Annotated in this window: 15 protein-coding genes; 8 read left to right on the forward strand and 7 right to left on the reverse strand. The window is 39.8% G+C overall.

From position 1 onward, the window contains the following. Positions 1 to 226: 226 nt before the first annotated feature. Positions 227 to 1,483 carry a tyrosine--tRNA ligase gene (tyrS, locus tag WDC_RS00005; protein WP_044009760.1) on the reverse strand — a complete coding sequence of 419 codons (1,257 nt, stop codon included), beginning with the start codon at positions 1,481 to 1,483 and terminating at the stop codon, positions 227 to 229. Between the two features lie 306 nt (positions 1,484 to 1,789). Continuing rightward, the gene (locus tag WDC_RS00010) at positions 1,790 to 2,041 is read right to left on the reverse strand and encodes a hypothetical protein (RefSeq protein WP_044009761.1); all 252 of its coding nucleotides are present in this window, start codon (positions 2,039 to 2,041) and stop codon (positions 1,790 to 1,792) included. Between the two features lie 422 nt (positions 2,042 to 2,463). Here WDC_RS00010 and WDC_RS00015 point away from each other — a divergent pair, with 422 nt between their 5' ends. Together WDC_RS00015 and WDC_RS00020 are read left to right on the forward strand one after the other, a co-directional pair. After that, positions 2,464 to 3,114: an NAD(P)H-binding protein gene (locus WDC_RS00015; protein WP_044009762.1), complete on the forward strand. Its 651-nt coding sequence runs from the start codon at positions 2,464 to 2,466 to the stop codon at positions 3,112 to 3,114. Between the two features lie 75 nt (positions 3,115 to 3,189). Next, positions 3,190 to 3,666 carry a nucleoside 2-deoxyribosyltransferase gene (locus tag WDC_RS00020; protein ID WP_044009763.1) on the forward strand — a complete coding sequence of 159 codons (477 nt, stop codon included), beginning with the start codon at positions 3,190 to 3,192 and terminating at the stop codon, positions 3,664 to 3,666. A gap of 218 nt (positions 3,667 to 3,884) precedes the next feature. Here WDC_RS00020 and WDC_RS00025 read toward each other — a convergent pair whose 3' ends face one another. Beyond that, positions 3,885 to 4,967: a hypothetical protein gene (locus WDC_RS00025; RefSeq protein WP_052497749.1), complete on the reverse strand. Its 1,083-nt coding sequence runs from the start codon at positions 4,965 to 4,967 to the stop codon at positions 3,885 to 3,887. Positions 4,968 to 5,222: 255 nt separating this feature from the next. On the opposite strand from WDC_RS00025, the gene WDC_RS00030 reads away from it, so the two are divergent. From WDC_RS00030 to WDC_RS00045, 4 genes are read left to right on the forward strand one after another with little or no spacing between them, the layout of a single operon-like run. After that, positions 5,223 to 5,546, forward strand: coding sequence for a PadR family transcriptional regulator (locus tag WDC_RS00030; protein ID WP_044009764.1), 324 nt, complete (start codon positions 5,223 to 5,225; stop codon positions 5,544 to 5,546). Positions 5,547 to 5,548: 2 nt separating this feature from the next. Continuing rightward, positions 5,549 to 5,872 (forward strand): DUF1048 domain-containing protein, encoded by a 324-nt coding sequence (locus WDC_RS00035; RefSeq protein WP_044009765.1) that lies wholly within the window; start codon positions 5,549 to 5,551, stop codon positions 5,870 to 5,872. Positions 5,873 to 5,892: 20 nt separating this feature from the next. Further along, positions 5,893 to 6,810 (forward strand): ABC transporter ATP-binding protein, encoded by a 918-nt coding sequence (locus WDC_RS00040; protein WP_044009766.1) that lies wholly within the window; start codon positions 5,893 to 5,895, stop codon positions 6,808 to 6,810. A 2-nt stretch (positions 6,811 to 6,812) separates the two neighbouring features. Beyond that, a complete protein-coding gene (locus WDC_RS00045) occupies positions 6,813 to 7,571 on the forward strand; it encodes an ABC transporter permease (RefSeq protein ID WP_044009767.1) in 759 nt (252 codons plus the stop codon). Between the two features lie 321 nt (positions 7,572 to 7,892). Here the strand turns inward: WDC_RS00045 and WDC_RS00050 are convergent, their stop codons facing one another. The 4 genes from WDC_RS00050 to WDC_RS00065 all read right to left on the reverse strand — a co-directional run bounded on the left by WDC_RS00050 (position 7,893) and on the right by WDC_RS00065 (position 11,577). Next, complete coding sequence (locus WDC_RS00050; protein ID WP_044009768.1) at positions 7,893 to 8,621, reverse strand: SDR family oxidoreductase; 729 nt, start codon at positions 8,619 to 8,621, stop codon at positions 7,893 to 7,895. Next, complete coding sequence (locus tag WDC_RS00055; RefSeq protein WP_044009769.1) at positions 8,622 to 9,089, reverse strand: NUDIX hydrolase; 468 nt, start codon at positions 9,087 to 9,089, stop codon at positions 8,622 to 8,624. Positions 9,090 to 9,188: 99 nt separating this feature from the next. After that, positions 9,189 to 9,845 carry an ABC transporter ATP-binding protein gene (locus WDC_RS00060; RefSeq protein ID WP_044009860.1) on the reverse strand — a complete coding sequence of 219 codons (657 nt, stop codon included), beginning with the start codon at positions 9,843 to 9,845 and terminating at the stop codon, positions 9,189 to 9,191. Positions 9,846 to 10,140: 295 nt separating this feature from the next. Further along, positions 10,141 to 11,577: an ABC transporter permease gene (locus WDC_RS00065; protein WP_044009770.1), complete on the reverse strand. Its 1,437-nt coding sequence runs from the start codon at positions 11,575 to 11,577 to the stop codon at positions 10,141 to 10,143. A 272-nt stretch (positions 11,578 to 11,849) separates the two neighbouring features. Here WDC_RS00065 and WDC_RS00070 point away from each other — a divergent pair, with 272 nt between their 5' ends. Continuing rightward, entirely contained in the window at positions 11,850 to 13,739 is a 1,890-nt protein-coding gene (locus WDC_RS00070) for a glycoside hydrolase family 2 TIM barrel-domain containing protein (RefSeq protein WP_044009771.1), read from the forward strand. Then, positions 13,723 to 14,694, forward strand: a complete 972-nt coding sequence (locus tag WDC_RS00075) for a beta-galactosidase small subunit (RefSeq protein ID WP_044009772.1) — start codon at positions 13,723 to 13,725, stop codon at positions 14,692 to 14,694. The genes WDC_RS00070 and WDC_RS00075 overlap by 17 nt, the downstream gene beginning before the upstream one ends. Positions 14,695 to 14,706 lie beyond the last annotated feature (12 nt).

The raw sequence follows: 14,706 nt of genomic DNA on the forward strand, positions 1-14,706 counted from the left end.
ACCGCCTAAATATCTCAGGCGACAACATTACTAATGATAGCAAGTTATCTTTCAAATGTCAACATCTTTTCTTAGATATTTATTATCTGTGAAAGTTGTGAACACGTTTGTGACAACGGAATATAACTATACAGAACGAACGAAAAAACGTCAAGTAAAAAAACAACTTTTTTTCAAAATAAAAAGCGAATGCTGTTTTAACAGCATTCGTCTCTCTAAATAGTTTCTATTTTTCGATTCGCACCAAGAAATACTTCTTCTTGCCTTTGCGAACAATCACAAATTGACCATCAAAATGAGCATCTGGATCAACGTTTGCATCCAAATCTGTCACTTTTCGTCCATTAATCCGAATAGCTCCATTTTGGATGTCTTCGCGGGCTTGCCGACGAGATGGTTCAATTTTTGTATCATCGACTAACCATAGAACAATATTGTTAACTTTGTCAGCTGCTCTAACAGTCGGCATATTTTTAAAGCCCTGCTCAATCTCGGCACTACTTAAATCAGCAACATCTCCAGAAAATAATGCCTTGGTAATATGTTGAGCTTCTACGACCGCTTGCTTACCGTGAACAAATTCCGTTACTTCTTCGGCTAGTCGTCGTTGTGCCTCACGTTTTTCTGGCTGTTTTTCAACTTTTTGTTGCAGCTCATCAATTTCATCTTCGTCAAGAAATGTAAAGTATTTCAAATATTTAATCACATCACGATCGTCTTGATTAATCCAGAACTGATAAAATTCGTAAGGTGTAGTCTTTTCTGAATCTAGCCAAACAGCGCCACCAGCAGTTTTGCCAAATTTTGTGCCATCTGCTTTTAACATTAATGGGATAGTTAATGCATGCGCCCGTGCATCTGCACCTTCGATTTTATGAATCAAATCAATCCCCGCTGTGATATTGCCCCATTGATCCGCACCACCAATCTGTAATTGCACATCTTCATGCTGGTACAAGTGTAAATAATCAACAGATTGTAAAATTTGATACGTAAATTCCGTGAATGAAATACCGACTTCCAGCCGAGTGGCAACCACTTCTTTGTTTAGCATTGTATTAACATTAAACAATTTACCGTAGTCACGCAGAAAATCTAGTAAGGATAATTTCGATAGCCAGTCATAGTTATCAACAATTCTAAAGTTGTCTGTGCCAAACAAGTTCTCCATTTGGGCAGTTAGTGCTTCTTTATTATGCTGCACCTGATCCATTGTTTGCAATACCCGTTCAGAGTTTTTGCCAGATGGATCACCAATTGCGCCAGTACCACCACCAATAACAATTACCGGATGATGGCCTTGTAATTGAAACCTTTTTAACATCATAAATGGAATCAAATGTCCAATATGCAAACTGTCTCCGGTCGGATCGACCCCACAATATAAACCAATTTTCTTTTCATCGGTCAATTTACGTAAGTCTTCTTCGTCTGTCGTTTGGTTAACCGCACCGCGCCATTGTAATTCATCAATAATATTCATTTAGATCCTCCTATTTTTTCACGGGACAAAAAAATCCCTGATTTCTAATTGAAATCAGGGACGAATTTACCGCGTTACCACCTTGAATTGAAAATACACTTATTTTCCACTCTCCGTTAATAACGCAACGACCCGTGTTAATGACAAGCTCAATAACTGTACTTCGAATCTAGTCTTTGTTTGGCTTGCAGCCACGCCAAATTTCTGTTTGTCCCAACCAATTTCTACTATGTTATTTCATTGCTCATTCAATGGTCTAAATTTTAACGGATTCGCTTTCAAAAGTCAACGGACCTATCAGACATACTATGCTAAATTTTGTTTTTGCTCCGTTAACGTCCGAATAAACTTTTTGCCAATTACTACCCGGCCATTAAATTCTGGAATTCGCATCAATGATTTACGATCCTGATTACAAATCGTTTCCATCTCTAACTCGATTAAATAAGTATTTTCATATTCTTTAATTACCTGCCCTTGAAACCCACGTTTGATCATAGGACATTGATTACAAGTTACGTTGAATCTTTCATATTTGCATTCTTTGTCTAACCACATATTTGCGCACCTCATCTTTTTTCTTATAATGTCTATAAGGTGATATTAGCTAAAAGATGTGAATAAACGTTGAACTATTTTAGTAAAAAATAATAATTATCATTAGGATAGCAGTATGGGTGTGCGGTTATAACGTTGATTTAATCCTTTTTATTCCGAATTACTTAGCAACCGATAAGCTCATTCACCGCTAAATTAACGCTGCCATCTCATATTTTATTATCACATTTCAGTTATTTAACTTGTTTTACAGTTATCAAGTTAATAGCGTAAAAATTTAACTTCAACTCAATACTTATTTGTTGCGGAATCAACCATAAACTTTATAATTTAGAACAACCAAGAGCTAATTTTAGATTGTTTTGTCGTAAGATGTTGAATTGAAATTTTTAACGTCTGATCATGATCAGGAGGAGAAAAAAATGAAAATTGGAATTATTGGCGCTACCGGGATGAGTGGTCAAAAAATTTATCATGAAGCTCAGGCTCGGCGACACGAAGTCACTGCAATAGTGCGTAATCGTGAAAAAGCACAACAATTATTGGGCGCAGACGCTCACCTATTAGTTAAGGATGCGTTTAACCTCACATTTTCCGACCTAGCTGATTTTGATGTTATTGTTGAAGCTTTCAGCGTTCCAATTGGCAAACACTTAGGCTATCTGCATTTGGATATCGCCGCACACCTAGTTCATTTATTACGAAATCAAGCAACGCCACGGATTATCTTCATTTTGGGAGCAGCTAGTTTACTGAACGACCAAAATACCCCATTTTTGGAAAGTATCAAAAAAGCGCCTGGCGCTGAAGCCTGGATTGATACTCCTGCCACCCAAGCATATGAATTAGAACTGTTGCGAACTGCTACCAATGTAAATTGGACAGGAATTTCACCATCGCTAAACTATGTTGATGGGCCAAAAACTGAGTATGTCCGTGGCGAAAACCACGCTCTCTTCAATAATGCTGGTAAATCTGAAGTGAACAGCGGGACACTAGCAACCGCGTTATTAGATGAAATTGAACAGCCACAAGCCAAGCAAACACGATTCACGGTCCGCAATGCAGATTGAAATTAAGTTAGTATTTGTTGGCAAAGTTAGTTAAACTAACAGTATCGTAGTTAATCTAATTTACTGGAGGCCAATATGTACAAAAATAAAGTTTATCTAGCTAGTCCCTTTTTTTCAGATCAACAAAAAGAGCGCATCGCTGTTGTGATGAATGCATTAAGACAAAACGACACCATTGATGCTGGTGAAATTTATAACCCACAAGAGCACCAAGAAGAAACGTTGCCATTTGCTTCGCACGAATGGCAAGATTCTGTTTTTGCAACAGACATGCGGCAGGTTAAACGTTCTGATGTCGTTGTTGGGATCCTTGATTACAAATATGAGGAACAAAACTTGGAGCCAGATGCGGGCACGATTTTTGAAATCGGTGCCGCCTGGGCATGGCATATTCCGGTTGTGATGGTCCAATTTAAGCCAGAAAACGAACTAAACTTAATGCTAGCGCGCTCGCATACTGCTATGTTCACTGGCGATAAAATCCAGGCTGGATTAGAAGAGTATAATTTCAACACACTACCAACCCACTGGACAGATATGAAGGTATTTTAATAAAATGTGTGAACGGTCGCGCATTGCTGCCGTGATATAGAACAAATAAAAGCTGATCACAATCTTCGTTTTAGGAAGGATCGTGATCAGCTTTTATTTGTTTTATACATTAGAACGCAGCCATTGAAGAGTACAACTACTCCACCGAGTCAGCAAAATGAACAAAAAAAGAACCGTAGCTTCACCAATAACGGCAAAGTTTCAGTTCTTAAAATTAACTACTTAGTGTCAGAATCAGTACTACTTTCAGCAGAATCTGGGCTATCACTAGCCTCTGTCTTCGTTTCTTCTTCAGTAACAGCTGCACTAGCTTCGTCAGGTTCAACAGATTTCTTTGTAGAAGTCTCAGGTTGAACTACTTGTCGATTAAGTTCAGCTAAATCTTGTTGAACTAATTTTTCTTCAGGTAAAAATGTCTTCGTAAATGTTTCATCAACATCGACATTGGCCCGATTCATCTCGTAATACAACGGTGCTGCCGTGAATAGTACTGGCAGGTACGCCCAGAGACCCAAAACTAAAATAATTGGAGCAACATAAATAATTGCAGGAATCCAAGTATAAACACCATAGTAAGTAATTCCTGACCAGATTGCTGTCCATAAAATCAACGGAACAATCACAACAATCATTAACCAAATATAATTCCACTTGCGACCACCCATGAATCGACGGCTTGATGTAAGGGCGTGGCGTAATGATTGGCCAAGAAATTCGGGCTGCTTTTCACGATATAGGAATAACGATTGAGAGTATTCAACTGACTTCCAAATCGTAATGCCTAAACCGACTAAGCGGAATGCCAAAGCAACATACTTTGAACTTCCAAAGAAGCCAGCAACGATGTCTGGAACAATTTGCCACAAGAATAGAAATAAACCGAGCCAAAGCCATAGACGGAGTATTTGTAGTTTCCGTACATGTTTAAATCCGCGGTACATAGTTCCTAAGCCGACCTGCTTGTCATTGTTACGGACAACATCTTGAAAATTAAATGTGATTGCCGTAAATAAATAGCGGACACATAAAGTAACAAGCACGTAAATCACTAATGCTACAAGTAGCATCAATACGCCGAGTAGCAGGCTACTGGTTGTTGCCATTCCGTACATCAACAGCGTTACGCTATACATTAGTGAACGAAATGCCCAATATATTAAGTAAAGAGCGGCAACAAACACCACTGCTGAAATAACAAATACACCCAGTAAGGCTCCCAGTGACTGAGCATAGCGTCCTTTCAAACTATTTTTTAATTCGCCAACAAATTGTTTGGCTGAAAAATTCTTCTTTCTCTCCATAATTCCACCCATCTGAAATCAAAAATGATTTCGTTTCTTAGTTGGTTGCTAACAACCGCAATAGTGGCATTGTATCACAAATAATATTCCGTTGAACCGTTCTAACCAATAATTCAATAATTTCTTATCGATTAGTCATAATAAAGTCAATAATCAATATCTAGCCGAAATAGTTTAACCAAAGTAGTTGCATTTTTGGCTACATCGTATTACTATGTAGTAGTACTTAGCAACACAATATAGTGGGAGGCAATTATGCGGATATCTACCGAACTATTGAAGGGTGTACTGGAGGGCGTCGTACTCCACCAGATTGATGCCGGCATTAATTATGGTTACGAAATCACCAAAACACTTCGTGAACTTGGCTTTGATGATCTAGCAGAAGGAACTGTGTATACAATTTTGGTGCGACTGGAAAAAAACGAACTAGTTAATGTTGAGAAACACAAATCAGAAAAAGGACCAATGAAAAAATTTTATCAGCTAAACGACGCCGGTAAAACACGGCTAACTTTATTTTGGACACATTGGGATTTCTTAATTAATAAAATGGCTGAATTACGAAAGGAAGATTAATAATGATGAATCGCTTTAAGTCAATGAGAGAAAGCAAAAAAGAATATAAGGAATACAGACAACGAGTTGAGCAATTGCCTACTGAATTTAAGGGGCCAATGAAAGCTCTGGAGCACTATCTTTACAACTATGCTAAGGGCGATGGCATTATGAAAATCATTTATTCAATCTTAGACATGTTTGAACTCGCTGTTCAGAATAATCAAACAGTTCACGATGTGGTTGGTGATGACATCGCTGATTTTGCGGATAATCTACTTCGTGAGTATCCAGAAGAAACTTGGGTTAATAGTCAGCGTGAAAAACTGAGAAAATCAATTAAATAGTATCCTGGGAGGAATTGGTAATGGAAAATAAAATTGTAGTTAAGGGCGTTAACAATAGTTTCAAAAAAAACCAAGTCTTAAAAGGAGTCAACTTAACTGTTAAATCCGGAAGTATTTACGCTTTGTTAGGTGCCAATGGTTCCGGTAAAAGTACGCTTCTTAAAATAATCACCGGCCTACACGCCATGGATTCTGGTGAGGTTTTTATCAACGACTTAGAAATAACTCACAACCCACGCCGGATTCGACAAACTTTCAGTTTAAATTCTCAAACAACTACTACAGATGAGATTTTAACCGGCTTTGAAAATCTGCAATTAATTGCTAAATTACGGCATTTGCCGAACACCGACGAAGTTGCAGATAAGCTACTTGCCCAATTTGATTTAACTGAAGCTCGTGATCGACGAGTAGCCACGTATTCGGGTGGAATGCAGCGCCGATTGGATATCGCGATGAGTCTCGTTGGTGAACCAGAAATTTTATTTTTAGACGAACCCACTACTGGTTTAGACCCGAAAAGTCGCAATGATTTATGGGCTGCTATTTTAGACTTAAAGCAACGTGGGAAAACAATCTTTTTAACCACCCAATACCTAGAAGAAGCGGATCAGCTAGCGGATCAGATCGGTTTCTTGCAAAACGGACACATTGTTGCGACCGGGACTCCTGCAGAAATGAAACAACTTGGTGGCCACTCGCGTCTTCAATTAATTTTTCCAACTACCGATGCAATTGAATCTGCCCAAAAAATACTGTTAGATTTTAATATGTCGGTTGGGACTGATGGCAGTCTCTTGATTGATTTGACAGATGGCGTGACAACTTCGCTAAAAGCACTGACCCTATTATCAAATCACGACATTCCAATAAGCAGTTTCCAAGTATTGGCACCAACATTAGACGATACCTTTATGCAATTAATTAAGGAGGCATAACGATGAATTACATCAAAGATACACTGGCGCTATCGGGCCGGTTAATTAAACATAACTTACGCAGTTTAGATACTATTATTACTGTAGTGGCAATGCCAGTAATGATTTTACTAGCAATGGTTTATCTGTTTGGTGGCGCCATCCAAATTGACGGGCTACAACACGATGAATACGTTCAATATGTTCTTCCTGGAATTTTATTAATTACAATTGCCACTGGTTCTGCCTATACTGCTTTACGAATTAATCTTGATAAGACCGGCGGGATGTTCGACCGATTTAGGTCAATGCCAATTTCAAAATCAGCTGTTTTAAGCGGGCATGTATTAGCTTCAATCGTCTTTATGCTGACATCAACAACAATTGTTTTGGTAGTCGGATTTTTAATTGGTTTTCGAACTAGTGCATCCCCGTTAGAATGGCTCTATATTATTTTATTGGTCGTTGGTTTTGCCATCATGGTTACGTGGTTATCAGTCCCCTTTGCCCTTGCAGCTAGTAGCGTTGATGGCGCCAGTGCATTTTCATATCTTGTGCTAGCATTATTATTTGTGAGTTCGGCATTCGCACCAACTAATAAAATGCCGGCAGCGCTCGAAGCATTTGCAAAACACCAACCAATGACCAACATAATTGCCACTATTCGTAACTTGTTCGCCTCAAATAGCGTCGGAGCAGACGGTTGGCTTTCAATCGTGTGGTTGATAGGAATTACACTGGTTAGTTGGTGGGTAGGAGTTAAAATATATAACAGAGTGTGAGCAAGGCCGTTTAGATGTCGTAGGACAAGTTAAAAATAACCATTGATAAATCGATTTTTGATTTATTGATGGTTATTTCTAATTTGTCCCTAGACATCTGGCCGTGCGAACACGTTTCAAACAGAGTGTGAGCAGGACCGTTTAGATGTCGTAGGACAAGTTAAAAATAACCATTGATAAATCGGTTTTTGATTTATTGATGGTTATTTCTAATTTGTCCCTAGACATCTTGTCATGCGAACACGTTTCGGCAATAAAAATAAAAAGCCTAACCCAGATCCCCAAAAAATAAAATCCCTCTCTAAAATTATTCCTAGAATATCACCGAACCGAAATTCCACCATCAACATTAACAACTTGCCCAGTAATAAAACTATTTTGCATCAAGAACAAGTAAGCACTAGCCACTTCATCTGGTTTAGAAACACGTCCTAATGGAATTTGTGCAACCATGCCAGCCTCATTTTCCATTAAACTGTTTTGACTCAATCCGCGCCATAGTCCCGTAGGTGTCCAAGTAGGTGCAACTGCATTGACCCGGATTTTGGGTGCCGCTTCTACTGCTAATCCTTCTACCATAGTTTTAATTGCTTGATTACCAATAATGGCTCCTGACGCGTCATATGGATGACCACCAGTCCCGCCAGTAAAAATTAAACTACCATGGTCGTTTAAATATGGAATGACGGTACGAGCAACTTCCAAATTAACAAAAAATTTTTGCTCAATTGCTTCACGAATTTCAGCCACCGAGGCACTTAAAAAGCCACCACCCATCGCACCGCCCAGCATTGAAATGATATGATCAAATTTAGCTGTACCAGTTAAAAAATAAGCCAGTTTTTCTTGATCACTTGCATCAAATGCCTGGCCTGAAATTTGAGAACCAAATTGCCTAAGGTCTGAGATTGCGGTAGTTAATCGAGACTCATTGTGGCCGATCACTACCACACTCGCTCCCGCTTGTAAGGCTTGAATACTTACTTGCTTGCCAAACCCAGAAGTACCACCGATCACTAAAATTCTTTTATGCTTTAAATTATTATCCATTCATTTACTCTCTTTTTTATTCAAATATTGGTCCGCTGCTGCTAACATATCAACCGTTTGTTGATTCAATAATGATGGTAGTTGGTTGAACGGAAAATATGCCAAACTCAACGTCTCATCAGTTGCATTTTGCAGCAACTGTCCACCCACCGGTTCCACCAGAAAGAGGGCTGATATCGTCTGGGTAATGTCACCGTTCGGGTAATGGACATCCCCCACATCAAAAATATCAATTCGTGATTTAATGGCCACGTTCAGGCCACTGTCTTCTTTGTATTCACGAACGCAAGCTTGCGCATACGTCTCGCCATATTCCAGATAGCCACCTGGCAGGCTCCAATTATGAGTGTCCACGCGCTCGTTTAATAACACTTCACCAGCTTCATTAACTAAAATACCGGCTGATGTATTCATAATAATTGGACGATGACCCACCAATTTGCGGATTTCATGCACATAATCTGCCATTTAAACTACTCCAATTCGCTAAATTTAATAAGGTTATTTTACACCAATTAAAAAGATCCAGTCAGTTACTTAAACAAGTAATAACTGAATCTTATTTTATTAAATCATGCTAAATTCATGTTTAGCTAGGCGATATGCATTGTCACAAGCCTTAGCGACTGTTGATTCACGTGTCACAATGATGACACATTTTCCCTGTTCATGTGCAATTTGTTGAAATAGTTCAATTACTTCCGCCGTATTATCTTCATCCAAATTACCAGTTGGCTCATCTGCCACTACTAGTTTAGCATCACAAACCATTGTGCGGGCAATTGCCACTCGTTGTTGTTGGCCACCAGATAGTTGCTGAACATTTTTCTTCATTTGTGCATCTGTTAACCCTAATTTACGCAACATATCCATTGCAAAGTCTTTGTCGCCTGCATGACTTGATTGCGTAACTGCTAAAGCCGTCAATAAATTATTTAATGGTGACATATAAGTAAACAGATTATAGGATTGGAAAACAATAGAAACATCTTTCTTACGATAATTAGTTAAGCCAATTTGATTGATGTCACTGCCATCAAATTCGATGGTCCCTTCTTTAGGCTTATCTAATCCCGCAATTAATGACAAAAATGTTGTTTTACCAGAACCACTTTGACCGACAATGGCGCAGGATTGGCCTGCTTTAAATTCTAGATTTACATTTTCAAATAAGCTATTTTTTTGCTGCGTGTACCAGTAACCTAGGTTGTTGGTTTTTAGCATGTGCGGTACCTCCTTTTTTGGTTGACTCTGTATTTTTTTATTGAATCGTGCTTCACTAGCCAGCTTCCTAACGGATAAACCAATAATATTAATGGCTAAAGTGCAGGCCATCAATATTATTACTTTATCCCACGGAAGCTTGACGGCTAGTTGCGCAATCTTTTTTTCTGAATCGTGCTCCACCCTGCAGATGCTTAGGGATAAGAGTACTTTGCCAATCAATAAATTTAAGCCCAATTTATCAATCGGCAAAGTACTCTTTTCCTACAGCATCTGACCCGCAAGGTTTCGCACTCTATTCTATTAGCACCTTCTTGGGCTGTAACCTTAGAATTCCTCCGGATGCAATCATTGTTGATAGGAACATAATTGCTAGACCAAAGCCACCTAGTTCCACCATTGTTAGTACCGTCACGTTGACGTCCAAATTGGTTTCTTGTGTGCTTCCGGTTGTTCCTGTTTGACCACCACCGGCGATCGCTGAATTGCCCCCACCTGGGCCACCACCTGAACCACCAGGCTTGCCACTCATTTGTACGCTCTTGTCACCAGGCGCTGAGATAGTTGCAGAAGTCGAACTCGACTCTTGACTCACCAGTTGATCACCTAGCTTGTCACCTACAAATTTGCCACCAATGCCGATCGCTACAATTAGCACAACTACCATTTCAACAAAGAATTGTCCTACGATTTTCCATCGTGATTCACCTAGTGCTAGCAAGACACCAATTTCATGCCGACGTTCGCGAATCATCAAAATAACAATCAATGCCAGGGTAATAGTGCCGGCAATTGCCACTAACCAAACAATTTTGTCTGCAAATGATTTCACATTGTTCATTGCAGCTTTAACAGTTTGATAGCTACTATCGTTAGTTGCCAGTGTATATTTAGAGTTGTTGATAATCTTGTTACCAGCTTTTTTCACACTGCTTACTTGTGATGGGTTGGAAACATTAAACGTAACTGAATCCGCTGTACCGGCATACTTACTCCCCTTCACTGTGTTAGCAAACGTGTATGAAGTATAAATCGTGTTCGATGGATCAGTTGCACCTGGTCCTTGTTGCGTTGAGGTGCTAGATGATGCTTTATAAACTCCAACTACCTTTAACTTGTAGGTCTTAGAACCAGAAGTCGATTTAACTGTAATTGTGTCGCCCACACTAATATTTTCCTGGCTGGCCAGTTCCGATTCAATTACCGTATTATTAGTATTTTTATCAGCAATGGTCAGCCCACGGCCTTTGGTGATTTTATTAGTCTTGTCCGAGAAGCTCGAAACTTCACTTGTATTTGTAACTCCGGTAACGGCGATGTCCCCAGTACTGCTACTACTTGATTGACCGCCTGGGCCCGTTGATGATGTTGACTTTGAAATCGCATCAAAACTTTTGGCATTCACGGATGTCGATGACGTCACATTGTAGCTAGACACATTATTTAACTGCGCAATCTTGGTTGCATTGCTCAATTTCACCGGAGTCGTTGTTAACTTGGGGTTGCTACTTGAACTTTTGCGCATCTTTTTGAATGATGCTTCCCGGTTTGCTGATAGTGTCAACGTCGCCCCGACGCTTTTCTTGGCATTTGTCGTTGCTGTATCGGCGGCGGTATGGATTAACATCCCCGCCAGCACGAATAACATAATTGCTGATGTCACTAGAATTAATAAAACTGAGCGTCCTTTTTTGGCCGTTAAGCTGAGCCAGGCGCGTTTAAAAAAATTCATGATGACCCTCCTGTTCTAATATTTAGTCGTAATAAAATTTAACAATGGGAATACTTTAACCAAAATTATTGACCAATTTATGAAGTTAATAAGTAAGTTTAACGGCTTCATTGGTAATGTTTCTCACTAAAAACAGTTCAGCTGAGTATTTAAACTGAGTACCTTACTGATCTGTTAGATAAATAACCTATTATTTGTACATTAACTATTGTTTTTTAAACCGCTTTCACACTATACTGGGGGTACACATTGATTAAAGGAGGTTTGTAATAATGGAACCAGCAATTGAATGGTTGGATGATCCAACCGTATTTCGAGTTGGCCAACTACCCGCTCATAGTGACCATCATTATTTTCGGTCAAAAGACGAAGTTACCAGCCACACAAGTAGCTTCCAACAAAGTTTGGACGGACAATGGCAATTTAATTGTGCCACTAATCCAATGAATAGAATTACACATTTTTACGAGCCACAGTTCAATAGTGACAATTTTGATCAAATTAAAGTTCCTGAACACATTGAAATGGCGGGATATAGTCAAATTCATTACATCAACACCCTCTACGCTTGGGAGGGCAAAATTTATCGCCGCCCCGCATATGCACTAGGTGATGACGATCAGCAAGCTGGAAGTTTTAGCCAAGGCCTTGATAATCAGGTTGGACAATACTTGAAACGGTTTGATTTAAACCCCGCCATGCTCAATCAGGCAATTTCGGTTTGTTTTGAAGGCGTGGAAAAAGCTATGTACGTTTGGTTAAACGGTCATTTTCTTGGCTATGCCGAAGACAGTTTTACCCCATCAAAATTCGATCTCACGCCTTACATTAAGCCAAAGGACAATGTTTTAGCAGTCGAAGTATTTAAACACAGTACGGCTTCTTACCTAGAAGACCAAGACTTTTTCCAATTTTTCGGTATTTTTAGGAGCGTTCATTTAGACGCAAAACCGGCTGTTCATTTAGACGATTTGAATATCAAACCACGTGTAGCTGCTGACAATACTGCCGGCTTTTTGAACATTGTCTTAAAATTAATCGGGCAAAATTATGCTGGTGCAACAGTTAAATTCGCGATTATGGACCATGAGCATAATAAATTAGCAGTTCAAACCAAGCTTGCAACTGCTAATGTTGCCGCAGACCAAATGGAATTTAATCACGTCCACTTGTGGTCTCATATTGACCCGTACCTCTATCATTTAGAAATCACAATCAAAGATGCCAGTGGTAATACGCTTGAGATTGTTCCTTATGATTTTGGCTTTCGCCGTATTGAAATTAAAGACAAGGTTATGTTACTCAATAATCAACGCCTCATTTTAAACGGCACCAATCGCCATGAATGGAGCTGCAAAACGGGTCGGTGTATCACGAAACAGGACATGCTAAATGATTTGCAGACGTTCCATGACTTAAATATTAATGCTGATCGAACATCTCACTACCCTAATCAAATACCATGGTATTATCTGTGTGACCAACAAGGCATCTATGTGATGGCTGAGACCAACTTGGAAACCCATGGTACCTGGCAAAAAATGGGCGTGGATGAACCTTCATATAATGTACCTGGCTCCTTGTCCAAGTGGCTGCCGGCAATCATGGATCGAGCGCAAAACAATTATGAGTTACTCAAAAATCATCCATCAATTCTTTTTTGGTCACTAGGGAATGAATCCTTTGCGGGCGATGATTTAGCAGCAATGAACAAATACTATAAGACTGTCGATCCATCTCGATTAGTCCACTATGAAGGTGTCTTTCATAATACAGAATACCGCGACCGCATTTCAGATGTTGAAAGTCGGATGTACGATTCACCAACCGCCATTGCCAAATATCTGTCAAATAATCCGGATAAACCGTTTCTTAATTGTGAGTACATGCATGATATGGGCAACTCAATTGGCGGTATGCAAGATTATGATGCCTTATTTGACCAATTTGAAATGTATCAAGGCGGTTTCATTTGGGACTTTATGGACCAAGCAATTATGGTAACCGATGAAGTGACTGGCAAACCAGCATTACGTTATGGTGGCGATTTTGATGACCGCCACTCTGACTATGAATTTTCTGGCGATGGGCTGCTGTTTGCAGACCATACACCAAAACCGGCAACACAGGAGGTGGCCTACTATTATGGCAAACGTGAATAATAAATTACATGTGATCTATGGTGATGCCACCCTTGGACTAACAGGCGATCATTTTCACTATCTTTTTAGCTATGAACGTGGCGGACTAGAATCACTAGTACAAAACGGAAAAGAATGGTTGTATCGGGTGCCTAAGCCACAATTTTGGCGGGCAACCACCGATAACGACCGTGGCAATCATTTTTCACAAAAATCTGCAACGTGGTTAGCAGCCGACATGTTTAGCCATTGCATTAATTTTAATGTAAGTGTTGACGGTCAGCCAATCGAGCTACCGATTGCCCCACTTAACAACAAATATACAAATAACGAATTTGCGGACCAGGTGGAAATTCAATTCACTTATCAAACGGCCACAGTGCCGACGACCACAGTTGATATTAATTATTTAGTTACTGCTAGTGGCAAAATTCAAATCAGCGCCAATTATCATGGTAATGCTGATTTACCTGAATTGCCAGCGTTTGGGCTGCAATTAGTAATGCCGACCGCTGCCACTGGTTTTACGTATCAAGGCCTATCTGGTGAAACTTATCCAGACCGCATGAATGGCGCGACATTTGGTGAACATCACATTGCCGGCATGCCCGTCACGCCATATATGGTCCCCCAGGAATGTGGTATGCACATGCAAACCGACTGGGTGACAATCACGCGGGACCAGACATTGAATAATACAGATCAGTCACGAAACCCTTTCAGTCTCACCATCAAGAATCACGATGCACCGTTTGCCTTTAGTTGTTTACCATACACAGCTGAAGAGCTAGAAAACGCTACTCATATCGAAGAATTACCCGTGGTAAGACGAACAGTGCTCTGCATATTGGGCGCCGTTCGTGGTGTTGGTGGCATCGATAGCTGGGGTGCAGACGTTATTAAGCGTTTCCACATTTCAGCGGCACATGATTTAAACTTTTCATTTGAAATTGCCAAACCAGTCATAAACGAGTAAGATATTTGGTAA

Origin of the sequence: Paucilactobacillus wasatchensis, from assembly GCF_000876205.1 — a bacterium.
GTDB classification, from domain to species: Bacteria; Bacillota; Bacilli; order Lactobacillales; family Lactobacillaceae; genus Paucilactobacillus; species Paucilactobacillus wasatchensis.